Consider the following 22,655-nt stretch of genomic DNA (forward strand, 5'->3'; position numbering starts at 1 on the left):
GTGACAGTGAACACCGGAACCGACGAAGCGGTCACCGCCGCAGCCGCCGCACCGGTCGATCCCGCCGCGCACGCCGCGGCGATGGTCGGCCACCACTACCGCGTCGACGACTACTACGAGGTCGGCCGCGAGAAGGTGCGCGAATACGCCCGTGCCGTCCAGGACTACCACCCGGTGCACTGGGAGGAAGAGGTCGCGCGCGAGCACGGCCACGACGGCCTGCTCGCCCCGCTCACCTTCATCTCGCTGGTCGGCATCCTGGCCCAGCGCAAGCTGTTCGAGCAGATCGTCACGGGCTACGACCTGAGCCAGATCATGCAGACCGACCAGATCCTGGAATTCCACCGCCCCATCCGGGTGGGCGACCAGCTGACCTGTGATGTGTACCTGCATTCCTTCCGGCAGGCCTTCGGCGGCGACATCATCGTGACCAAGAACATCGTCACCGCGCAGGACGACGAGCTGGTGCTCACCACCTACACCACGCTCATCGGCCGCAGCGGCGGTGACATCGATCCCACGATGTCGGACGCGGTGCGCAACATCCTGATGCACGGCCTCGAGGAGCCCGCGCATCACGCGCCCGCCGACCTGCCCACCGAGATCACCCCGGATCCGGTCACCAAGCAGCCGGAGCCGTTCTTCAGCACCCACGCCCGGTCCTTCGACAGCGTGACGGCCGGCGATGAACTGCCCCCGCGCACCGTCCGGCTCACCCGTGGCGATCTGGTGAACTATGCGGGCGTCTCCGGTGACGCCAACCCGATCCACTGGAGCGACGAGATCGTCAAGCTCGTCGGCCTCGACGACGTGGTCGCGCACGGCATGCTCACGATGGGTCTCGGCGGCGGTTTCGTCACCTCCTGGCTCGGCGATCCCGGCGCGGTCAAGGAGTACAACGTCCGCTTCACGAGCCCGGTCTACGTCGGGTCCGACGCACCGGCCGAGGTCGAGTTCACCGGTAAGGTGAAGTCGGTCGATCCGGAGACCAGGACCGCGGTCGTCGCCATCACGGCGAAGTCGGCGGGCAAGAAGATCTTCGGGCGGGCCACGGCTACCGTTCAGCTGTCCTGACCTGGTCGGCTGTCCCGGATTGGCAAATACCGCACGCGGTAACGTACACTCGGGACTCTGGGGTCACCGGCTGCTGCGCGCTGATCTTCCCGGGGATCTGATCCCCATGGAAGCGGCGCGCATGTTGTGTGGCACCAGAGCTCGATAATCGAATATCGACTGTGGTTGGGCACTACAGCTCAGGCTGGTCCAACCGAAGGGGCGTAGCTCAATTGGCAGAGCAGCGGTCTCCAAAACCGCAGGTTGCAGGTTCAAGTCCTGTCGCCCCTGCCCTGAATGCCAGCGACGAGGAAGGATCGACGTGAGCGACGAGCGGGATACTCGCGCCGAAGACGGCGACGACACCGCCGCTGCCACTCGGCCGAGCGGCAAGCGGACAGCTCGCCGTGCGCGCACGTCGGATGCTCCGGTGGACACCGGTTCGGTGGCCACGCTGGATCGGTCCCCTCGCAAGGCGGACAAGACTGCGGGGAAGTCCACGGGCAACCCGTTCAAGCGGCTGATCAAGTTCCTGCGAGAGGTCATCGCGGAACTGCGTAAGGTGATCTGGCCCAACCGGAAGCAGATGGTCACGTATACGACCGTCGTTCTGGTGTTCGTGGTCTTCATGGTCGCGTTCATATTCGGGTTGGATACGGCGTTCATCAAGGGTGTCGACTGGCTGTTCGGCTGATCGCCGACACCGACGCCGGTAGCCGATCCCGGGCCGGAACGGCGGAGTGTGCGCTCCGCACTCCCGACCCGGCCCAGAGGATGTAGTGACGACACAGGAAGCGAGTGCCCCAGTGAGCACCCCGGAGAACGAAACAAACGACGAGTTCCCGGTCGACGACGCCGTGGCGGAGAACGCCACCGACGAGGTCGAGGCCACCACCGAGCTCGCTGACGCCGACGAGACCGTCGTCGAGGCCGTCGCCACCGAGGAAGACCCCGAAGCCGACCCGGTCGAGTCGATGAAGGCCAAGCTGCGCCGCGTCCCCGGCGACTGGTACGTCGTGCACTCCTACGCCGGCTACGAGAACAAGGTCAAGACCAACCTCGAGACCCGCGTGCAGAACCTCGGCCTCGAGGACTACATCTTCCAGGTCGAGGTGCCGACCGAAGAGGTCACCGAGATCAAGAACGGCCAGCGCAAGCACGTCAACCGCAAGGTGCTGCCGGGCTACATCCTGGTCCGGATGGAACTGAACAACGAGTCGTGGGGCGCGGTCCGCAACACCCCCGGCGTCACCGGTTTCGTCGGTATGACCGGCGGTGGCCCCGGCGCCAAGCCGACCCCGCTGACCATCAACGAGGTCGTGAAGTTCCTGGTCCCGGCCGGTGCGCAGCAGAAGAAGGCGGCCGCGGCGGCGACGACGTCGACCGGTGCCGAGTCCACCGGCGAGGTGTCGGCCAAGCCGATCATCGAGGTCGACTTCGAGGTCGGCGAGTCGGTGACCGTGATGGACGGCCCGTTCGCGACGCTGCCCGCCAGCATCAGCGAGGTCAACGCCGAGCAGCAGAAGCTCAAGGTGCTCGTCTCGATCTTCGGTCGCGAGACCCCGGTCGAGCTGAACTTCACCCAGGTCTCCAAGATCTAGCTCGAACCAGCTTCGCAACGGCACCGCCTCGGCGGTGCCGTTGTCGTTGATCGACCCTCCCGGCTGCGGCCGCTTCGGCGCGGTTCGGTAGAGTGTGACAGTTCGTGTGTAGACCCGCGCCAGGCGTTTTCCGCCCGGTGTCGTGGTCGTGCGCGAATGCCGGGTTTGGACCCGGCGTGGGAGCGATCCCGCAACAGGCTTACGGCAACCGTAAGGAACCCGAAACCCAAGGAAGAAAGATGCCCCCCAAGAAGAAGAAGCTCGCCGGGATCATCAAGCTGCAGATCCAGGCCGGCGCCGCGAACCCGGCTCCTCCGGTCGGCCCCGCGCTCGGTCAGCACGGCGTCAACATCATGGAGTTCTGCAAGGCGTACAACGCCGCGACCGAGTCGCAGCGTGGCAACGTCATCCCGGTCGAGATCTCGGTGTACGAGGACCGGACGTTCGACTTCAAGCTGAAGACCCCGCCCGCCGCGCGTCTGCTGCTCAAGGCCGCCGGTGTGCAGAAGGGCTCGGCCGAGCCGCACAAGACCAAGGTCGCCAAGGTCACCATGGACCAGGTCCGGGAGATCGCCAAGACCAAGGCCGAGGATCTCAACGCCACCGATCTCGATCAGGCCGCGAAGATCATCGCCGGTACCGCCCGTTCGATGGGTATCACCGTCGAGGGCTGAGCGAACTCTCGCTCCATGTGGGAGGGCCGGCCAGGCCCGGAAAACCACATCTGACACCAGAACATTAAGGACAGAGAATCATGGCAAAGCGAAGCAAGGCGTATCTCGCCGCTGCTGAGAAGGTCGATCGCGACAAGCTGTACTCCCCGCTGGCCGCCGCGCGCCTGGCCAAGGAGACCTCGACCACCAAGACCGACGCGACCGTCGAGGTCGCCGTTCGTCTCGGCGTCGACCCCCGTAAGGCCGACCAGATGGTCCGTGGCACCGTCAACCTGCCGCACGGCACCGGTAAGACCGCCCGCGTCATCGTGTTCGCCGCCGGCGAGAAGGCCGCCGAGGCCGAGGCCGCCGGTGCCGACGCCGTGGGCGCCGAGGACCTGATCGAGCGGATCCAGGGCGGCTGGCTGGACTTCGACGCCGCGATCGCCACCCCGGACCAGATGGCCAAGGTCGGCCGCATCGCGCGTGTCCTCGGCCCGCGCGGTCTGATGCCGAACCCGAAGACGGGCACCGTCACCAACGATGTGACCAAGGCCGTCAACGACATCAAGGGCGGCAAGATCAACTTCCGCGTCGACAAGCAGGCCAACCTGCACTTCGTCATCGGCAAGGCGTCCTTCGACGACGCCAAGCTGGTGGAGAACTACGGCGCCGCGCTGGACGAGATCCTGCGTGTGAAGCCGTCGACCGCCAAGGGCCGCTACGTCAAGAAGATCACGGTTTCGACCAACACCGGACCGGGCATCCCGGTGGACCCGAACCGCACCCGCAACCTCCTCGACGAGGATGCGTGAGCTTCGACTGACAGGTAGCTCCTGATCGACCACGAGGGTGGGAACGCACTGCGTTCCCACCCTCGCGGTTTTCCGGGTCAGTTCTGGTCGTCGTCGGTGGTGGTGCGCCAGCCGAGCAGCACCGAATCGCCGCCCTGCGGTTTCCACGGCAGGAAGATCGCCACGATGATCGCGCACACCAGCACGGCGCCCGCGGCGACGAGGGAGGCGGTGTGCGCGCCCTGCAGCGTCGCGGACTTCATCGCGACGATGAGGTTCTCGCGCTGGGTCTCGAAGAACGGGGCCAGTTCGCGTTTGCGCAGCTCGAGCACGCTGAGCGGGCTCGCCTTGACCAGTTCCTTCTCCCGCTCGTTCATGATGCCGACCGGGATGGCGTCGATCCTGGAACCGATTCGGCTGGTGTAGTACGAGGCCACGATCGAGCCGAGCACGGCGACGCCGAGGGTGCCGCCGATCTCCCTGGTGGTGTCGTTGACCGCCGACCCGGCGCCCGCCTCGTCCAGCGGGAGCGAGGACATGATCGATTCCGTCGCGGGGCCCTGCACGATGCCGAGGCCCAGCGCCATGAACACCATCGACGGAAGCACCCCGATCAGGTAGGTGCTGTCCACGGTGACCTGGCCGCCGAGATAGAGCCCCAGCCCGGTGAGCAGCAGGCCGATCACCAGGACCGCGGTCGTGCCGACCCGCTGTGCCAGCAGTGTGGCCACCGGCGCGCCGATCGCGACCGAGAACGCGAACGGCAAAGACGCGATACCGAATTCGAGTGGCGTGTATTCGCGCACGCCCTGGAAATACTGGGTGATCAGGAACAGGAAGCCGAACATCGAGAAATACCCGATCGCGATGGCCAAGGCGGGCAGCGAGAATCGGCGGTTCCGGAACAGCCGCATATCGAGAATCGGTGCGGCGGAACGCAATTCCCAGACGACGAATGCGGCGAGCAGCAGCGCGCCGAGGGTCGCGGTGCACAGGGTGGTGAGCGAGAGCCAGCCGTTGTGCGGCGCCTCGATGATCGCCCACACCACCAGCGTGATGCCCGCGATCGAGAGGAAGATGCCGGGCAGGTCCAGCCTGCCGACCTGTTCGGCGCGCGATTCCGGCACCCAGATCAGCGTCGCGACCAGCGCGACCAGGGCCACCGGCACATTGATCCAGAACACCGAGTGCCAGCTGAAGTGTTCGAGCAGCCAGCCGCCCGAGATCGGGCCGATGGCGATGGCGAAGCCCGCCATCGCGGTCCAGGCGGCGATGGCCAGCGCGCGTTCGCGCTTGTCGGTGAAGATGTTGATGATCAGGGCCAGGGTGGCCGGGAAGACCGCGGCGGCGAAGACGCCCATCGCCGCGCGGGCCGCGATGACCTGCGTCATCGATCCGGCGAGCGCGCCGCCGACCGACATCACCGCGATGCCGATCAGGCCGACGATCATGATCCGCCTGCGGCCGTAGCGGTCACCGAGGTTGCCCGCGGCGAGCAGCAATCCGGCGAAGGTCAGGGTGTAGGCGTCGACGACCCACTGCAGGCCGGAGACGCCGGTCTGCAACTGGACGCCGATGGAGGGGAGAGCGACGTTGACGATCGTGTTGTCGAGGACGACCAGCAGTTCGGCCAGGCAGATGACGACGAGTGCGAGGAATCGCTGCGGACGCCGGTCCAGCAGCACTGATGGAGCGACTATGGAGGTTGCCATAGTTGAGAAGTGAAGCAGGTTACTGTCACCGAACGTAACACCTTTCCGGTGAGATTGCTGCCACTTCGAACCATCGAATGTGAGCTGAGTCACGTCGAAAGTCGGCGAATCCGGCACCGCCGGGGGCGTTTTGGCAGATCGGGGCGGGTGCCGGTACAGTGGACTCCGGTCATCGACATGTTCGATGACTACCCATTCGTTCTACCGAAGACCGTTGGTCGTCGATGTCGCTTGCGCGGTGTCGATCGAAGGTCCGGCGACATTGCCGGCGGCCCACGCAGGGAGAGCTGAGGCCGATATTTTCGCGCCCCGGTACGCCTTGCGTCCGGGGCGTTAGTTTTGTCGCCGGCCCCTGAATTCGGTAGTGCGCGTTCACGAACCGACATCAGAGAGGAGGCGAAGTATGGCGAAGCCTGAAAAGGTCACCGCTGTCGCGGAGATCGCGGAGCAGTTCAAGAACTCCACGGCCACTGTTGTCACGGAATACCGTGGTCTTTCGGTCGGCAAGCTCACCGAGCTGCGTCGCGCGCTCGGCGCCGAGGCCACGTACTCCGTCGCCAAGAACACCCTGGTCAAGCTCGCGGCCGCGGAAGCGGGCGTCGAGGGCCTGGACGACTTGTTCGTCGGACCGACCGCCATCACCTTCATCCAGGGTGAGCCGGTCAACGCCGCGAAGGCCCTCAAGACCTTCGCGAAGGACAACAAGGCGCTCATCATCAAGGGCGGCTACATGGACGGCGCTGCGCTGTCCGTGTCCGAGGTCGAGAAGATCGCCGACCTGGAGACCCGCGAGGTCCTGCTGGCCAAGCTGGCCGGTGCGATGAAGGGCAACATGTCCAAGGCTGCCGGGCTGTTCTCGGCTCCTGCCGGTCAGGTGGCCCGTCTGGCCGCCGCGCTGCAGGAGAAGAAGCAGGCCGAAGGCGCTGCCGAGTAATACCCCCGTGTGGGTGTTACCGCCCGCGCAAACAGACATTCACTACCGAAAGGAACAATCATGGCCAAGCTGTCCACCGAAGAGCTGCTCGACGTTTTCTCGGAGATGACCCTCCTGGAGCTGTCCTCCTTCGTGAAGGCGTTCGAGGAGAAGTTCGAGGTCACCGCTGCTGCCCCCGTCGCCGTCGCCGCGGTCGCCGGTGGCGCCGCTCCGGCTGACGCCGCCGAGGAGCAGGACGAGTTCGACGTCATCCTCGAGGGTGCCGGCGACAAGAAGATCCAGGTCATCAAGGTGGTCCGTGAGATCGTCTCCGGCCTGGGCCTGAAGGAAGCCAAGGACCTGGTCGAGGGTGCCCCGAAGCCGATCCTGGAGAAGGTCACCAAGGAGGCCGCCGACGCCGCCAAGGCCAAGCTGGAAGAGGCCGGCGCCAAGGTTGCCGTCAAGTAATTCGGCGCTTCGCGTTCGCGAACGGGCGGTCCCTTCGGGGGCCGCCCGTTTGTTGTATATCCGGACATGGGATGGTGATACGCGCTGTATCAACCGGGTGGGTTACTCTTCAGTCAGATGAAGGGTGTGCCCTGTCTCACTGATGGGATACAGTGACCGGACCCACAGTGTCGTGACGCACCGCCGTGATGTAAGCGCGCGGTCAGCGGGGTGGGCTGCTCGCAGGCAACAATGGAGGTAGGCGTGGGCGTCGAGGTCAGGACCGAGGGTGTTACCAAATCCTTCGGGTCGCAGCGTATTTGGCAGGACGTGTCGATCACGCTCCCTTCGGGCGAGGTGAGCGCCCTGCTCGGCCCTTCGGGTACGGGTAAGTCGGTGTTCCTGAAGTCGCTGATCGGCCTGTTGCGGCCCGAGCGCGGCTCCATCTTCATCGATGGCACCGATATCACCACCTGCTCCAACAAGGAGCTCTACGAGATCCGCAAACTGTTCGGCGTCCTTTTCCAGGACGGCGCGCTGTTCGGCTCGATGAATCTGTTCGACAACATCGCTTTCCCGCTTCGTGAGCACACGAAGAAGTCGGAAACCGAGATCAAGCGCATCGTCATGGAGAAGCTCGAGCTGACGGGTCTGCTCGGCGCCGAGGGCAAGCTGCCCGGCGAGATCTCCGGCGGTATGCGCAAGCGCGCCGGCCTGGCCCGCGCCCTGGTCCTCGACCCGCAGATCATCCTCGTCGACGAGCCCGACTCCGGTCTGGACCCGGTGCGTACCTCGTACCTGGCGCAGCTGCTGCTCAACATCAACGCGCAGATCGACGCCACGATCCTGATCGTGACGCACAACATCAACCTGGCCCGTACCGTGCCGGACAACATCGGCATGCTCTTCCGCCGCCAGCTGGTCATGTTCGGCCCCCGTGAGGTGCTGCTGACCAGCGACGAGCCCGTGGTCAAGCAGTTCCTCAACGGCCGCATGATCGGCCCGATCGGTATGTCCGAGGAGAAGGACGAGGCGCAGATGGCGCGCGAGCAGGCGCTCGTCGACGCCGGTCACCACCACGGTGGCGCCGAGGAGATCGAGGGCATCATCCCGCAGATGAAGGCCGAGCCCGGCATGCCGGTGCGCCAGGCCGTGTTCCGCCGCCAGGCGCGGGTGCGCGAGATCATGCACACCCTGCCGCACGCGGCTCAGGTCGCCATTCGCGAGTCGCTGGACCAGTCCGACGACACCCAGGTGATGGCCGCCTACGGCAGCGAGCACCCCACCGCGGCCTTCGATAGCAAGACGATTCCGCACGGCCAGATCAACGGCTGAGCGCACCCGGCGATACCAGCGAGCCCCGGCCGTCACGGCCGGGGCTCGCTGCGTTCATGTCGGAAAACAGCCGCTGAACGGGCATTTCCCGGGTTGGCGTCTTCGGCGTGTCGCGAGTAAAATAGCCGCGGTTCCGGCCGGGGATGCCCAGCGCGCCAGGCGATCTCACTTCTCGGACAGACCGCGCCGCGCCACTTGACGAGGCGCGCGCGAACCGTCACCCTATTCACAGCAGTGTCAGCTGCGCAGGGGCCCCAGCGCCCAGAACGACCGACGCGGCCAGCGTCACGGGAGTTCGGCGCGTTTGCCGTGTGAGCGGTCGCACGGATGGTATGTTGACACCCCTCTATATGTGGGTGTAAGTTTGGACGTTGCGCTGGCTGCCTCCTGTCCACACCTTGATTCGCACACGTAAGTTCCACCTTCCGGTGTTACTTCCGCTGCTGCCTGTTCGGGTTTCGTTCGGGTTGTAACCAGCGGAATTCGTAGCAGACAAGCGACGGTCGCGGACCACCACGCGACGCGCGTGAGGTGCTGGAAGGACGCATCTTGGCAGTCTCCACCCAGACCAAGGCTGGAATCCCCGGAGCCCCGTTGAGGGTTTCGTTCGCGAAGATCCGTGAGCCCTTGGAGGTGCCCGGACTTCTCGACCTACAAACGGACTCGTTCGCCTGGTTGGTCGGTACCCCCGACTGGCGTGAGAAGGCGGCCGCACGCGGCGACGTCGGTCTCGCAGGCGGCTTGGAGGAGGTGCTCGAGGAGCTCTCGCCGATCGAGGACTTCTCCGGTTCGATGTCCCTGTCGTTCTCCGATCCGCGCTTCGAAGAGGTCAAGGCCTCCATCGAAGAGTGCAAAGAGAAGGACATGACCTACGCGGCGCCCCTGTTCGTCACCGCGGAGTTCATCAACAACAACACCGGTGAGATCAAGAGCCAGACGGTCTTCATGGGTGACTTCCCGATGATGACCGACAAGGGCACCTTCATCATCAACGGCACCGAGCGCGTCGTCGTCTCGCAGCTGGTCCGCTCCCCGGGCGTCTACTTCGATCACAGCATCGACAAGGGCACCGAGAAGGACCTGCACAGCGTGCGCGTCATCCCGTCGCGCGGCGCGTGGCTGGAGTTCGACGTCGACAAGCGCGACACCGTCGGCGTGCGCATCGACCGCAAGCGCCGTCAGCCGGTCACCGTGCTGCTCAAGGCGCTGGGCTGGACCACCGAGGAGATCGTCGAGCGTTTCGGCTTCTCCGAGATCATGATGTCCACCCTGGAGAAGGACAGCACCCCCGGCCAGGACGAGGCGCTGCTCGACATCTACCGCAAGCTGCGTCCGGGCGAGCCGCCGACCAAGGAGTCCGCGCAGACCCTGCTGGAGAACCTGTTCTTCAAGGAGAAGCGCTACGACCTGGCGCGCGTCGGTCGCTACAAGATCAACAAGAAGCTCGGCATCCACGTGCACGAGCCGGTGACCTCCTCGGTGCTGACCAAGGAAGACATCGTCACCACCATCGAGTACCTGGTGCGTCTGCACGCCGGTGATCGCTCGATGACCGCCCCCGGTGGCGAAGAGGTCCCCGTCGAGATCGACGACATCGACCACTTCGGCAACCGTCGCCTGCGCACCGTCGGCGAGCTGATCCAGAACCAGATCCGGGTCGGCCTGTCCCGCATGGAGCGCGTGGTCCGCGAGCGGATGACGACTCAGGACGTCGAGGCGATCACGCCGCAGACCCTGATCAACATCCGCCCGGTCGTCGCCGCGATCAAGGAGTTCTTCGGAACCTCCCAGTTGTCGCAGTTCATGGACCAGAACAACCCGCTGTCGGGTCTGACCCACAAGCGCCGCCTGTCGGCGCTGGGCCCGGGTGGTCTGTCCCGTGAGCGCGCCGGCCTGGAAGTCCGCGACGTCCACCCGTCGCACTACGGCCGCATGTGCCCGATCGAGACCCCGGAAGGCCCGAACATCGGCCTGATCGGTTCGCTGTCGGTGTACGCGCGGGTGAACCCGTTCGGTTTCATCGAGACCCCGTACCGCAAGGTCGTCGACGGCGCCGTCACCGATGAGGTCAAGTACCTCACCGCCGACGAGGAAGACCGCTACGTCCGCGCGCAGGCCAACTCCCCGGTCGACGCGCAGGGCCGCTTCATCGAGGAGAAGGTCCTCGTGCGGCGCGCCGGCGAAGAGGTCGAGTTCGTGACCCCGGCGCAGGTCGACTACATGGACATCTCGCCGCGCCAGATGGTGTCGGTCGCGACGGCCATGATCCCGTTCCTCGAGCACGACGACGCCAACCGTGCCCTCATGGGCGCGAACATGCAGCGTCAGGCCGTGCCGCTGATCCGTTCCGAGTCCCCGATCGTGGGCACCGGCATGGAGCTGCGCGCCGCGGTCGACGCCGGCGATGTCGTGGTGAACGAGAAGCCGGGTGTGGTCGAGGAGGTCTCGGCCGACTACGTCACCGTGATGGCCGACGACGGCAGCCGCAAGTCCTACCGGATGCGCAAGTTCAACCGCTCGAACCAGGGCACCTGCTCCAACCAGCGTCCGATCGTGGACGAGGGCCAGCGGGTGGAGAAGGGGCAGGTCCTCGCGGACGGCCCCTGCACCGAGAACGGTGAGATGGCGCTCGGCAAGAACCTTCTTGTCGCCGTCATGCCGTGGGAAGGCCACAACTACGAGGACGCGATCATCCTGTCGCAGCGCCTCGTGGAAGAGGACGTTCTCACCTCGATCCACATCGAAGAGCACGAGATCGACGCCCGCGACACCAAGCTGGGCGCCGAGGAGATCACCCGGGACATCCCGAACGTCTCCGACGAGGTGCTGGCCGACCTGGACGAGCGCGGCATCATCCGCATCGGCGCCGAGGTTCGCGACGGCGACATCCTGGTCGGCAAGGTCACCCCGAAGGGCGAGACCGAGCTGACCCCCGAGGAGCGCCTGCTCCGCGCGATCTTCGGTGAGAAGGCGCGCGAGGTGCGCGACACCTCGCTGAAGGTGCCCCACGGCGAGTCCGGCAAGGTCATCGGCATCCGCGTGTTCTCGCGCGAGGACGACGACGATCTGCCCCCCGGTGTCAACGAGCTGGTCCGCGTCTACGTGGCCCAGAAGCGCAAGATCCAGGACGGCGACAAGCTCGCAGGCCGCCACGGCAACAAGGGCGTCATCGGCAAGATCCTCCCCACCGAGGACATGCCGTTCATGCCCGACGGCACCCCGGTCGACATCATCCTGAACACCCACGGTGTTCCGCGTCGTATGAACATCGGCCAGATCCTGGAGACCCACCTGGGCTGGATCGGCAAGGCCGGCTGGAATGTCGACGTGGCGACCGACGGCACCCGTCCGGACTGGGCGGCCAACCTGCCGGAGGAGATGCTGGGTGCCCCGGCCGACTCCAACATCGCGACCCCCGTCTTCGACGGTGCCCGCGACGAGGAGCTGACCGGTCTGCTCGGCTCGACCCTGCCGAACCGTGACGGCGAGCGCATGGTCGACGAGAACGGCAAGGCGACCCTGTTCGACGGCCGCTCCGGCGAGCCGTTCCCGTACCCGGTCGCGGTCGGTTACATGTACATCCTGAAGCTGCACCACCTGGTCGACGACAAGATCCACGCCCGTTCGACCGGTCCGTACTCGATGATCACGCAGCAGCCGCTGGGTGGTAAGGCGCAGTTCGGTGGTCAGCGTTTCGGTGAGATGGAGTGCTGGGCCATGCAGGCCTACGGCGCGGCGTACACGCTGCAGGAGCTCCTGACCATCAAGTCCGACGACGTGGTCGGCCGCGTGAAGGTCTACGAGGCGATCGTCAAGGGCGAGAACATTCCGGAGCCGGGCATTCCGGAGTCGTTCAAGGTGCTCCTCAAGGAACTCCAGTCGCTGTGCCTCAACGTGGAAGTGCTGTCCTCGGACGGCGCCGCGATCGAGATGCGTGACGGCGACGACGAGGATCTGGAGCGCGCCGCGGCGAACCTGGGCATCAACCTGTCCAGGAACGAAGCGGCCACAGTCGACGATCTGGCGAACTAGGTGGTACGCGCGGTGCGGGCTCGTCCCGCACCGCGCACCGCGCACGATCAACTAGTGAACTTTTGCTCGAATTCGACCCGAACAGGGGAAAGGAAGTTACGTGCTAGACGTCAACTTCTTCGATGAACTCCGGATCGGCCTGGCCACCGCTGAAGACATCCGCCAGTGGAGCTATGGCGAGGTCAAGAAGCCGGAGACCATCAACTACCGCACGCTCAAGCCGGAGAAGGACGGGCTCTTCTGCGAGAAGATCTTCGGCCCCACCCGGGACTGGGAGTGCTACTGCGGCAAGTACAAGCGTGTCCGCTTCAAGGGCATCATCTGTGAGCGCTGTGGCGTCGAGGTGACTCGCGCCAAGGTGCGTCGTGAGCGGATGGGCCACATCGAGCTGGCCGCACCGGTCACCCACATCTGGTACTTCAAGGGCGTTCCGTCGCGCTTGGGCTACCTGCTGGATCTGGCGCCGAAGGATCTCGAGAAGATCATCTACTTCGCCGCCTACGTCATCGTCGGTGTCGACGAGGAGCTGCGCCACAACGAGCTCAGCACCCTCGAGGCCGAGATGGAGGTCGAGAAGAAGGCTGTCGCCGATCAGCGCGACGCCGATCTCGAGGCCCGCGCGCAGAAGCTCGAGGCTGACCTGGCCGAGCTGGAGGCCGAGGGCGCCAAGTCCGACGTGCGCCGCAAGGTCAAGGACGGCGGCGAGCGCGAGATGCGTCAGCTGCGCGACCGCGCCCAGCGTGAGCTGGACCGCCTCGACGAGATCTGGACGACCTTCACCAAGCTGTCGGTCAAGCAGCTCATCGTCGACGAGGTGCTCTACCGCGAGCTCGTCGACCGCTACGGCGAGTACTTCACCGGCGCCATGGGTGCGGAGTCCATCCAGAAGCTGATGGAGAACTTCGACATCGACGCCGAGGCCGAGAACCTGCGCGAGACCATTCGCTCGGGCAAGGGCCAGAAGAAGCTGCGCGCGCTCAAGCGGCTCAAGGTCGTCGCGGCCTTCCAGGCCAACGGCAACTCGCCCATGGGCATGGTGCTCGACGCCGTTCCGGTGATCCCGCCGGAGCTGCGCCCGATGGTCCAGCTCGACGGTGGCCGCTTCGCCACCTCCGACCTGAACGACCTGTACCGCCGCGTGATCAACCGCAACAACCGCCTCAAGCGACTGATCGATCTGGGCGCGCCCGAGATCATCGTCAACAACGAGAAGCGGATGCTGCAGGAGTCGGTCGACGCCCTGTTCGACAACGGCCGTCGTGGTCGCCCGGTCACCGGTCCGGGTAACCGCCCGCTGAAGTCCCTGAGCGATCTGCTCAAGGGCAAGCAGGGTCGTTTCCGTCAGAACCTGCTCGGCAAGCGTGTCGACTACTCGGGCCGTTCGGTCATCGTGGTCGGTCCGCAGCTGAAGCTGCACCAGTGTGGTCTGCCCAAGCTGATGGCGCTCGAGCTGTTCAAGCCGTTCGTCATGAAGCGTCTGGTCGACCTGAACCACGCGCAGAACATCAAGTCCGCCAAGCGGATGGTCGAGCGTCAGCGTCCCCAGGTGTGGGATGTCCTCGAAGAGGTCATCGCCGAGCACCCGGTGCTGCTGAACCGCGCGCCCACCCTGCACCGCCTGGGTATCCAGGCCTTCGAGCCGCAGCTGGTCGAAGGCAAGGCCATCCAGCTGCACCCGCTCGTGTGTGAGGCGTTCAACGCCGACTTCGACGGTGACCAGATGGCCGTGCACCTGCCGCTGTCGGCGGAGGCGCAGGCCGAGGCGCGCATCCTGATGCTGTCGTCGAACAACATCCTGTCCCCGGCGTCGGGTCGCCCGCTGGCGATGCCGCGTCTGGACATGGTGACCGGCCTGTTCTACCTGACCCGTCTCGACGAGATGGGTGTCGGCACCTACCAGGCCGGCGGCAAGGACGAGCCGGAGTCGGGCGTGTACTCCTCGCCGGCCGAGGCCCAGATGGCCGTCGACCGCGGTGAGCTGACCGTGCGTTCGATGATCAAGGTGCGCCTCACCGAGCAGCGCCCGCCGCGCGAGATCGAGGCGGAGCTGTTCCCGGAGGGCTGGCACCGCGGTGACGCGTGGCTGGCCGAGACCACCCTGGGTCGCGTGCTGTTCAACGATCTGCTCCCGGCGGACTACGCGTTCATCAACGAGCCGATGCCGAAGAAGCGGCAGGCCACGATCATCAACGATCTGGCCGAGCGCTACCCGATGATCGTCGTCGCGCAGACCGTCGACAAGCTCAAGGACGCCGGCTTCTACTGGGCCACGCGTTCGGGTGTCACCGTCTCCATGTCGGACGTGCTCGTTCCGCCGGAGAAGGCCGACATCATGGAGCGGTACGAGGCCATGGCGGATCAGATCGAGAAGAAGTACCAGCGTGGTGCGCTCGATCACCAGGAGCGCAACAACGCCCTGGTCAAGATCTGGCAGGAAGCGACCGAAGAGGTCGGTACGGCGCTGCGTTCGCACTACCCGGCCGACAACCCGATCATCACGATCGTCGACTCGGGCGCGACCGGTAACTTCACCCAGACCCGTACCCTCGCCGGTATGAAGGGCCTGGTGACGAACCCGAAGGGTGAGTTCATCCCGCGCCCGATCAAGTCCTCGTTCCGTGAGGGCCTGACCGTGCTCGAGTACTTCATCAACACCCACGGTGCTCGTAAGGGTCTGGCCGACACCGCGCTGCGTACCGCCGACTCGGGTTACCTGACCCGTCGTCTGGTGGACGTCTCGCAGGACGTCATCGTGCGCGAGCACGACTGTGGCACCGAGCGCGGCATCGTCGTGCCGATCGCGGAGAAGCAGGCCGACGGCTCGCTCATCCGGGACGCGCACGTCGAGACCTCGACCTACGCTCGCACCCTGGCGACCGACGCGGTCGACGCCAACGGCAACGTCGTCGTGGCCAAGGGCGCCGATCTCGGCGACCCGGCCCTGGAGGCGCTGCTCGAGGCCGGTATCACCGAGGTGAAGGTCCGCTCCGTGCTGACCTGCACCACCGGCACCGGCGTCTGCGCCACCTGCTACGGCCGCTCGATGGCCACCGGCAAGCTGGTCGACATCGGCGAGGCCGTCGGCATCGTCGCCGCCCAGTCCATCGGTGAGCCGGGTACCCAGCTGACCATGCGTACCTTCCACCAGGGTGGTGTCGCGGGTGACGACATCACCGGTGGTCTGCCCCGCGTGCAGGAGCTCTTCGAGGCTCGTGTGCCCAAGGGCAAGGCGCCCATCGCCGAGGTCTCGGGTCGCGTGCGGCTCGAGGACGACGACCGCTTCTACAAGATCACGATCATCCCTGATGACGGGTCGGACGAGGTCGTCTACGACAAGCTCTCGAAGCGTCAGCGTCTGCGTGTGTTCAAGCACGACGACGGCACCGAGCGCCTGCTGGCCGACGGTGACCACGTGGAGGTGGGTCAGCAGCTGCTCGAGGGCGCTGCCGATCCGCACGAGGTGCTGCGCGTGATGGGTCCCCGTCAGGTGCAGGTCCACCTGGTCCACGAGGTCCAGGAGGTCTACCGCTCGCAGGGTGTGTCGATCCACGACAAGCACATCGAGGTCATCGTGCGCCAGATGCTGCGTCGCGTGACGATCATCGATTCGGGTGCGACCGAGTTCCTGCCCGGTTCGCTCACCGAGCGCGCCGAGTTCGAGGCCTCGAACCGTCGCGTGGTGGCCGAGGGCGGCGAGCCCGCCTCCGGCCGTCCGGTGCTGATGGGTATCACCAAGGCGTCGCTGGCCACCGATTCGTGGCTGTCGGCGGCCTCCTTCCAGGAGACCACCCGAGTGCTGACGGACGCGGCCATCAACTGCCGCTCCGACAAGCTGATCGGCCTGAAGGAGAACGTGATCATCGGTAAGCTCATCCCGGCCGGTACCGGTATCAACCGCTACCGCAACATCCAGGTGCAGCCGACCGAAGAAGCCCGCGCCGCCGCGTACGCGGTGCCGTCCTACGACGACACCTACTACTCGCCGGACAGCTTCGGCTCCTCCACCGGTGCCGCGGTGCCGCTGGACGACTACGGCTTCAGCGACTACCGCTAAGTCCTAGCCAGGCACAACAATTCGGCCCCCGCTCTCCGGAGCGGGGGCCGTTTTGGTTGGTGGTGACAGGCCTGTTCAGTTTCCGTGGGTCCGTTTGCCCGACCGGCGGGCGAAGTCGTCGAGCGCGTCGAGAACCTCGCGCGCCTGCCACAGGCGGTTGCGCCGCATGCCGGTGAATTCGGTGAGCACACCGACCTCGACCAGTGCGTTGATGGCCCGCACCGCGTTGGAGTCGGCGATGCCGAGGGCCTTCGCCGCGGTCGTGGCGTCGAAAACAGGTTGCCGCAGCGCGATGTCGATCAAACGCCACGGGGTGGATCCGCGCCTGGCACGGATCACCGACTCCCACCGCGCACGGATGCCGTGGATGTCCTCGACCAGCAACCGCGCGTTGGCGAGGGCGGTGAAGGTAGCCTCGGCCACCTGGTTCACGATCGGCGCCGGATCGCCGGCGCGGTAGGCGTTCAGTGCGGCGAAGTAGTCGTCCACCCGGGTCAGCAGTCCCGCGGCGATCGGGACGATCACCTTCTCGGTGACGCCCTTCGTCCGCAGCATCGCGTGCATCAGTGCCCGACCGGTTCGGCCGTTGCCGTCGATGAAGGGGTGGATCGTCTCGAACTGCGCGTGCGCGATGGCGGTATGGGCTAGCACGGGAATGTTGTCGCGCCGGATGAACCCGAGGAGATCGTCGATCGAATCCGGCACGCGGGCATGGTGCGGCGCGACGAACGCTGCCTCGTGGGGGCCGACGTTGTCGCCACCGATCCATACCTGCTGAGACCGCCACCGGCCTGCCGTCGCGGGATCGTGGACCATCAGTGCGGCGTGCATCGCCAAGATCAGCTCGTCGTCGATGCCTTCGGCCAGATTCATCGCGGTTCGCATCGCGCGCACGTTGCCGACGATCTCGACCGCGTTGCGCTGGTCGCTCCCGCCGATCTCGGCCAGCGCGATCGCTTTCGCCCCCGAGGTCAGGTGTTCTATCTGGGACGAGGACGCAGACTCCGTTCGCAGCAGGATCGCGCCGAACGGCGTGAGATCGGCGCCGACCATGGCGTCGAACCGGGTGATCTCGAAGGTTGCCGCGTCCGCTACGGCTAGGACATCGGTGGGTAAGTGGACCGCTCGTGCGGCGATCGACGGTGCGATCGCCGACTGATACGGCCCACGATGACGTTCTCGCACTCGTCGCGAGAGCAACTCGACCGGAATCGTCGGGACCCAGTCGTGGGATTCCCACGTGACAGGGGGCCACGCGGTATCTGACTCCATCCGCCCATTATGTCATCAAATAGTCGGTAACTGAGGATATGAACACGACAACCTGCTCGGCCTCGTACGTGATGCGGTCCTACGGCGGCCCCGACTTCTGAGTCAGCGGACTCGGGGGCAGTTTTTGCCTGCGATGTGACAGCGTTCCTCGAAGCCGTGGGGTAGCCAAGAGCCGCTGACCAGTTGTGGGTGATGGGGGAATCTCGCTTGGCTGGCGATGAGGAACGCCGGTGCCGCCCACGGTGTCGCCAATTCGAGGTAGTGCGAGGTGGCCGCTTCGGTGAATCGGATTCGGAGCCGGTCGGGTTGGGTCAACTCGATGTGCTCCAGCGCTGTTAGTGGGATCGGCGACGAGCGGTATTGGTTGGTGAGGTGGATTCGCCGATTCGTGAGGGTGATGCGACCGCTCGGCTCCGCTATCCAGCGTGGCCGCATCGCCTGGTCGCGGGCCGCTGCCGCCGCGGCATTCGCCGCGCGTGCCGCCTCGGCCGCCGCCTGGACCATCTGGACCGCCATGCGCTCGCTGCGTTGTCTGGCGTTGAAGGCCGCGGCATTGGCTGCCGTGCGCGCCCGCTGGATATCGCGGCGCGAGCTGCCGCGCGGCGGCACGAAGACCGGCGTCGTCGGAGCGACAGCCGCGATCACCGGTGGGGCAATGGTCGGCGGCGGGGGCGGTGGCACGTCGGGACTGCGAAACGCCGCCCATACGCCCTGGCCTTCACCGAGGCAGGTCTCCTGCTCCGCCATGACGATCGACGTGGCGTACGGCTCGAGTGCCGCAACGCCGCCCGCCCGCAGCCGCGCCAGCATCTCGCAGGCGTAGACGAGGTGGTCGTCGACCCAGTTCCAGCCGACCTGCGCGGCCAGCGCCCTGTCGACGTCTGCCATCGGATCGTGCACCTTCACCGCCTGGGTCGCGCTGCTTCGGGTTATCCAGGATAGCGGTCTCGACCGCATCCGGAACCCGTCGTCAGGCACCTCCCGCCGGGCCGGAAGCGGGGCATCCGGCCCGGATCGCTCCGGTCGGCTGGTCTGTGTAACCCGCGCGGGCGGGCTCAGACGATCAATCGGTCGTCGACTCGGCGGGTTGGCGGGTGGGGGCGGTGCGGGCGTGGGTGGCGTAGAGGGTGAGGCCTACGAAGGTGAGGCCGCCTACGAGGTTGCCTACGACGGTGGGGATTTCGTTCCAGATGAGGTAGTCGGCGAGGGAGAAGTCGCCGCCGAGGAGGAGGCCGGAGGGGAAGAGGAACATGTTGACGATGGAGTGTTCGAAGCCCATGTAGAAGAAGAGCATGATGGGCATCCACATCGCGATGACCTTGCCGGAGACCGAGGTGGACATCATGGCGGCGACCACGCCGGTGGAGACCATCCAGTTGCACAGGACGGCGCGGATGAACAGGGTGAGCATGCCTGCGGCGCCGTATTCGGCGTAGCCGAGGGTGCGGGACTCGCCGATCTCGCCGAGCTTCTGGCCGACGGCGCTGGGGTCCATGGAGAAGCCCATGGTCAGGATGATCGCCATCATCACGGCGACGGTGAACGCGCCGGCGAAGTTGCCGACGAAGACCAGGCCCCAGTTGCGCAGCATCGAGCGCACGGTGACGCCGCGGCGCTTGTCCAGCAGGGCCAGCGGCACCAGCGTGAAAACGCCGGTGAGCAGGTCGAATCCGAGCAGGTACAGCATGCAGAAGCCGACCGGGAAGAGGACGGCGCCCAGCAGTGGCTGGCCGGTGTTGACGGTGATGGTGACCGCGAACGCCGCGGCGAGGGCGAGGATCGCGCCCGCCATGTAGGCGCGGATCACGGTGTCCCTGGTGGACATGAACGCCTTGGCTTCGCCCGCGTCGACCATCTTCTCGACGAAGTCCGCTGGTTTGAGATAGGACATACGACCCCTTCGTAGTGCTTCCAGCACAGTAGTTTTCGCGGTCGAGATTGCCTCGCGATCACCGGAAGTTGCCGCCCGGTAAATAGTGGTATTCCACTATGGCGGTCGAGTGTGGGCGGATGGCAGGCTGGCGGGGTCCCCGACCGAGGAGCCCGAATGCAACCGATCATGAGCAAGTCCGCCGCCGCCGACCTGGTCGTCGCCGCCCGCATCCGCAAGGGCCTGACCTGGGCCGCCATCGCGGAATCGCTGGGCGCGCCGCTGGTCTGGACGACGGCGGCCCTGCTCGGTCAGCACCCGATGACCGAGGAGCAGGCGGCCGCGGTCTGCGCGCTGCTCGAACTCGACGAGACGGTCGCGGAGAGTCTGCGCCTGCAGCCCTCGCGCGGCGCCGACCCGGCGCAACTGGCCGATCCCACCATCTATCGCCTCGTCGAGGCCGTCTCGGTCTACGGCCCGGCGCTCAAGGCGCTGATCCACGAGGAATTCGGCGACGGCATCATGAGCGCCATCAACTTCAACATCGACATCGCCCGCCGCCCGCACCCCGACGGCGACCGCGTCGTCATCACCCTCGACGGCAAGTTCCTCGATTACCGCTGGTAGTTCAGGCCTCGGGGCGCGCGGGCACCTCGGCGACGGCCCGTGCCTCGGGATCACCGACCGGCAGCGGTTCGGGTTCGCCGAGGCGGACGATGATCACGCCGGCGAGAATCAGCGCCCCGCCGAGCAATTGGATCGGCCGGGGCGCCTCGCCGAGCAGGGCCCAGGCGAACAGCAGTGCGGCCAGCACCTCGGTGAGCGCGACGAACGAGGCCAGCCGGGAGCCGAGGCGGCGGGTGGCGGCGATGCCGGTGACGTAGGCGATCGCGGCGGTGACGACGCCGATCAGCAGGATCGGCACCCACCACGGCGTGCTGAAGTCGTCGAACACGACCGTCGCGGTGGTGGCGCGCAGGGGCACGATGCCGACCAGTCCGGCCAGGACCAGCGTGACCCCACCGATCAGCAGACCGCCCGCCGCCAGCGCCGTGCCGGGCAACTCGCCGCCCTGGGCGGAGAGCACGAAGTACGCCGCGGCGCCGATCATCGCGGCCAGCGCCCAGGTGATGCCGATCGGATCGGTGGACACCCCGGCGAGGATGTCGAGCACCAGCAGCAGCCCGGTGATGCCGAGCGCGGCCCCGGCGAGGGTGGCCGCGCCGGGGCGCTGGCGGTGGCGCGCCCACATCCAGCCGACGACGGCGATCGGCGCGGTGTACTCGATCAGCAGCGCGGCGCCGACCTCCATGTGCGCGACCGCGTTGAAATAGGCCAGCTGGGTGCCCGCGACGGCGAGCAGTCCGTACAGCCCGATCAGGGTCGCGTTGGCGCGCACCAGATTCCAGTTGCCGCGCAGCTGGGGGAGGGCGATGGGGAGCAGGACGACTCCGGCGAGCAGCACCCGCGCGGCGACCACGGCGGCCGCGCTCCAGCCCGCGTCCATCAGGCCGCGCGCGAGCGGGCCGGACAGGCCGAACGAGGTGGCGGAGGCCAGCGCGAAGAGCAGGCCGGTGCGGATCCGGCTGCTCGCCAGTCCGTCATGAGTCAAAGTCGCCATGACTAATGACGGTAAGGAGGCTGCGGTAATATGTCAACGTGGTTTTCGCTCATGACACCGAGGCGGCGCTGCTGGCGGCGGTCGAACTGGTCAATTCCGCGGAGGACCCCGACACCCTCACCGGCGCCGACCAGCTCGACGAGTTCTTCGTGCGGCACGTCTACACCGGTGTGCACACCGGCGACGCCGCGGAGCTGGCCGCGGTCCGGGCCCTACGCGCGCCGCTGCGCCGGATGCTCACCAGCGACCGGGACAGCGCGGTCGTGCTGGTGAACGAGACGCTGGCCGAGCATCGCGCGGTGCCCCAGCTAGTCCGGCACGGCGACGTCGACTACCACGTGCACGCCGTCCCGCCCGAGGCCCCGCTGCCGGTCCGCATCGCCGTCGAGACCGCGATGGCCATGATCGACCTGATCCGCGCCGACGACCTGAGCCGCCTGTCGATCTGCGCCGACGACACCTGCGACGGCCTGGTCCTCGACCTGTCCCGCAACCGGTCCCGCCGCTATTGCAGCACCGCCTGCGGCAACCGCAACGCGGTCGCGGCCTATCGGGCCAGGCAGCGTTAGAGCGATCGCACCTTCGGGCACTTCTTGCCCGCCAGATGACACTTGTCCTCGAAGCCCGCGGGCAGCCACGTCCCGGTGCGCAGCAGGGGATGGTGGGGAAAATGCCGCAGGGCCGCGGTGACGAAGATCAGTGGCGCCCAAGCACTCCGGATCTGCAACTGCTGCATGGTCCCGCCGCGGTCGGGGAACCGGCAGCCGACCAGGTCGGGCGCGGTCAGGTCGACGCTCTCCAGCGCCGACCAGTGCAGCGAGAACGACCGCTCCGGATTGGCCAGGTGGATCCGCCGATCGGAGATCATCGCCGACCCGGGCCGCTCGGCCACCCAGCGCGGTTGCGCCGCGGCCTCGGCCCGCAGCCGCCGTGACTCGTTGCGCACCGCGTTGCCCAGGTGCGCGACGGCGCCGAGCGGGGTCCGCCCGTCGGCCCGCACCTGGCCGCGCACCCACTTGCCGGTGCCCGGTCCACGCCAGGTGAACCACTGGACGCCGCCGTCGGCGAAGCAGATCTCGCCGGGATCGAGCCGGACCCTGGTCGCGGTGGACGGGATCCGGTCGCCGTGGCCCGCCGCAAGCAGTTCGACCACGCCGCACGTGTACAGCAGGTAGTCGTCGAACCAGGTCCAGCCCGCCTGCTCGGCCAGGGCCCGATCGATATCGGCCAGCGGGTCGAACACGTCTCTCACCACCCACTCACAACGTGTGAACTCTCCTTCCGTCAACGGTAGCGGA

At 66.6% G+C, this 22,655-nt stretch carries 18 protein-coding genes and 1 tRNA gene; 13 read left to right on the forward strand and 6 right to left on the reverse strand.

Going from position 1 to position 22,655, the window contains the following annotated elements; translation table 11 throughout:
• The first annotated feature begins 6 nt into the window (after positions 1-6).
• The 6 genes from ACFYWJ_RS08925 (at position 7) to rplA (ending at position 4,122) form a co-directional block, all read left to right on the forward strand.
• A complete protein-coding gene (locus ACFYWJ_RS08925) occupies positions 7-1,074 on the forward strand; it encodes a fused (3R)-hydroxyacyl-ACP dehydratase subunits HadA/HadB (protein ID WP_355273843.1) in 1,068 nt (355 codons plus the stop codon).
• A 197-nt stretch (positions 1,075-1,271) separates the two neighbouring features.
• Positions 1,272-1,344, forward strand: a tRNA-Trp gene (locus ACFYWJ_RS08930).
• Positions 1,345-1,375: 31 nt separating this feature from the next.
• Entirely contained in the window at positions 1,376-1,747 is a 372-nt protein-coding gene (gene secE / locus ACFYWJ_RS08935) for a preprotein translocase subunit SecE (RefSeq protein ID WP_355273841.1), read from the forward strand.
• Between the two features lie 112 nt (positions 1,748-1,859).
• Complete coding sequence (nusG, locus tag ACFYWJ_RS08940) at positions 1,860-2,654, forward strand: transcription termination/antitermination protein NusG (RefSeq protein WP_355273838.1); 795 nt, start codon at positions 1,860-1,862, stop codon at positions 2,652-2,654.
• A 239-nt stretch (positions 2,655-2,893) separates the two neighbouring features.
• Positions 2,894-3,328, forward strand: a complete 435-nt coding sequence (rplK, locus tag ACFYWJ_RS08945) for a 50S ribosomal protein L11 (protein WP_019049397.1) — start codon at positions 2,894-2,896, stop codon at positions 3,326-3,328.
• An 80-nt stretch (positions 3,329-3,408) separates the two neighbouring features.
• Positions 3,409-4,122, forward strand: coding sequence for a 50S ribosomal protein L1 (gene rplA, locus ACFYWJ_RS08950; RefSeq protein ID WP_336084266.1), 714 nt, complete (start codon positions 3,409-3,411; stop codon positions 4,120-4,122).
• Positions 4,123-4,199: 77 nt separating this feature from the next.
• Here the strand turns inward: rplA and ACFYWJ_RS08955 are convergent, their stop codons facing one another.
• On the reverse strand, positions 4,200-5,813 hold the full coding sequence (locus ACFYWJ_RS08955; RefSeq protein ID WP_355273834.1) for an MFS transporter: 1,614 nt from the start codon (positions 5,811-5,813) through the stop codon (positions 4,200-4,202).
• Between the two features lie 403 nt (positions 5,814-6,216).
• Between ACFYWJ_RS08955 and rplJ the strand changes: the two genes are divergently transcribed.
• The 5 genes from rplJ (at position 6,217) to ACFYWJ_RS08980 (ending at position 16,594) form a co-directional block, all read left to right on the forward strand.
• The gene (gene rplJ, locus ACFYWJ_RS08960) at positions 6,217-6,747 is read left to right on the forward strand and encodes a 50S ribosomal protein L10 (RefSeq protein ID WP_218719611.1); all 531 of its coding nucleotides are present in this window, start codon (positions 6,217-6,219) and stop codon (positions 6,745-6,747) included.
• Between the two features lie 60 nt (positions 6,748-6,807).
• Positions 6,808-7,194, forward strand: a complete 387-nt coding sequence (gene rplL, locus ACFYWJ_RS08965; RefSeq protein ID WP_355273832.1) for a 50S ribosomal protein L7/L12 — start codon at positions 6,808-6,810, stop codon at positions 7,192-7,194.
• A gap of 243 nt (positions 7,195-7,437) precedes the next feature.
• On the forward strand, positions 7,438-8,508 hold the full coding sequence (locus ACFYWJ_RS08970; RefSeq protein ID WP_355273829.1) for an ABC transporter ATP-binding protein: 1,071 nt from the start codon (positions 7,438-7,440) through the stop codon (positions 8,506-8,508).
• 531 nt (positions 8,509-9,039) lie between these two features.
• Positions 9,040-12,540 carry a DNA-directed RNA polymerase subunit beta gene (locus tag ACFYWJ_RS08975; protein ID WP_355273827.1) on the forward strand — a complete coding sequence of 1,167 codons (3,501 nt, stop codon included), beginning with the start codon at positions 9,040-9,042 and terminating at the stop codon, positions 12,538-12,540.
• A gap of 100 nt (positions 12,541-12,640) precedes the next feature.
• Complete coding sequence (locus ACFYWJ_RS08980; RefSeq protein ID WP_355273825.1) at positions 12,641-16,594, forward strand: DNA-directed RNA polymerase subunit beta'; 3,954 nt, start codon at positions 12,641-12,643, stop codon at positions 16,592-16,594.
• Between the two features lie 75 nt (positions 16,595-16,669).
• Here ACFYWJ_RS08980 and ACFYWJ_RS08985 read toward each other — a convergent pair whose 3' ends face one another.
• The 3 genes from ACFYWJ_RS08985 to ACFYWJ_RS08995 form a co-directional block, all read right to left on the reverse strand.
• Positions 16,670-17,866, reverse strand: a complete 1,197-nt coding sequence (locus ACFYWJ_RS08985) for a Fic family protein (protein WP_387161235.1) — start codon at positions 17,864-17,866, stop codon at positions 16,670-16,672.
• Positions 17,867-17,968: 102 nt separating this feature from the next.
• Positions 17,969-18,754, reverse strand: a complete 786-nt coding sequence (locus tag ACFYWJ_RS08990) for a hypothetical protein (RefSeq protein WP_355273820.1) — start codon at positions 18,752-18,754, stop codon at positions 17,969-17,971.
• Positions 18,755-18,929: 175 nt separating this feature from the next.
• Positions 18,930-19,757 carry a formate/nitrite transporter family protein gene (locus ACFYWJ_RS08995; RefSeq protein ID WP_355273818.1) on the reverse strand — a complete coding sequence of 276 codons (828 nt, stop codon included), beginning with the start codon at positions 19,755-19,757 and terminating at the stop codon, positions 18,930-18,932.
• 156 nt (positions 19,758-19,913) lie between these two features.
• Between ACFYWJ_RS08995 and cynS the strand changes: the two genes are divergently transcribed.
• Positions 19,914-20,363, forward strand: a complete 450-nt coding sequence (cynS, locus tag ACFYWJ_RS09000; protein ID WP_355273815.1) for a cyanase — start codon at positions 19,914-19,916, stop codon at positions 20,361-20,363.
• Position 20,364: 1 nt separating this feature from the next.
• Here cynS and ACFYWJ_RS09005 read toward each other — a convergent pair whose 3' ends face one another.
• Complete coding sequence (locus ACFYWJ_RS09005; RefSeq protein WP_355273812.1) at positions 20,365-21,357, reverse strand: DMT family transporter; 993 nt, start codon at positions 21,355-21,357, stop codon at positions 20,365-20,367.
• A 38-nt stretch (positions 21,358-21,395) separates the two neighbouring features.
• On the opposite strand from ACFYWJ_RS09005, the gene ACFYWJ_RS09010 reads away from it, so the two are divergent.
• On the forward strand, positions 21,396-21,926 hold the full coding sequence (locus ACFYWJ_RS09010; RefSeq protein WP_355273809.1) for a CGNR zinc finger domain-containing protein: 531 nt from the start codon (positions 21,396-21,398) through the stop codon (positions 21,924-21,926).
• Here the strand turns inward: ACFYWJ_RS09010 and ACFYWJ_RS09015 are convergent.
• The gene (locus tag ACFYWJ_RS09015; RefSeq protein WP_355273806.1) at positions 21,923-22,609 is read right to left on the reverse strand and encodes a hypothetical protein; all 687 of its coding nucleotides are present in this window, start codon (positions 22,607-22,609) and stop codon (positions 21,923-21,925) included. The genes ACFYWJ_RS09010 and ACFYWJ_RS09015 overlap by 4 nt on opposite strands.
• Positions 22,610-22,655 lie beyond the last annotated feature (46 nt).

Source organism: Nocardia sp. NPDC003269 (assembly GCF_042888005.1).
In the GTDB taxonomy this organism is placed as follows: Bacteria; Actinomycetota; Actinomycetes; order Mycobacteriales; family Mycobacteriaceae; genus Nocardia.

What these genes read in the sequence shown, in the direction of transcription:
- rplK (WP_019049397.1), top strand. Translation starts at nt 2,894, where the DNA reads ATGCCCCCCAAGAAGAAGAAGCTCGCCGGGATCATCAAGCTGCAGATC.
- rplA (WP_336084266.1), top strand. Translation starts at nt 3,409, where the DNA reads ATGGCAAAGCGAAGCAAGGCGTATCTCGCCGCTGCTGAGAAGGTCGAT.
- ACFYWJ_RS08955 (WP_355273834.1), bottom strand. Translation starts at nt 5,813, where the DNA reads ATGGCAACCTCCATAGTCGCTCCATCAGTGCTGCTGGACCGGCGTCCG.
- rplJ (WP_218719611.1), top strand. Translation starts at nt 6,217, where the DNA reads ATGGCGAAGCCTGAAAAGGTCACCGCTGTCGCGGAGATCGCGGAGCAG.
- rplL (WP_355273832.1), top strand. Translation starts at nt 6,808, where the DNA reads ATGGCCAAGCTGTCCACCGAAGAGCTGCTCGACGTTTTCTCGGAGATG.
- ACFYWJ_RS08985 (WP_387161235.1), bottom strand. Translation starts at nt 17,866, where the DNA reads ATGGAGTCAGATACCGCGTGGCCCCCTGTCACGTGGGAATCCCACGAC.
- ACFYWJ_RS08990 (WP_355273820.1), bottom strand. Translation starts at nt 18,754, where the DNA reads ATGGCAGACGTCGACAGGGCGCTGGCCGCGCAGGTCGGCTGGAACTGG.
- ACFYWJ_RS08995 (WP_355273818.1), bottom strand. Translation starts at nt 19,757, where the DNA reads ATGTCCTATCTCAAACCAGCGGACTTCGTCGAGAAGATGGTCGACGCG.
- cynS (WP_355273815.1), top strand. Translation starts at nt 19,914, where the DNA reads ATGCAACCGATCATGAGCAAGTCCGCCGCCGCCGACCTGGTCGTCGCC.
- ACFYWJ_RS09005 (WP_355273812.1), bottom strand. Translation starts at nt 21,357, where the DNA reads ATGGCGACTTTGACTCATGACGGACTGGCGAGCAGCCGGATCCGCACC.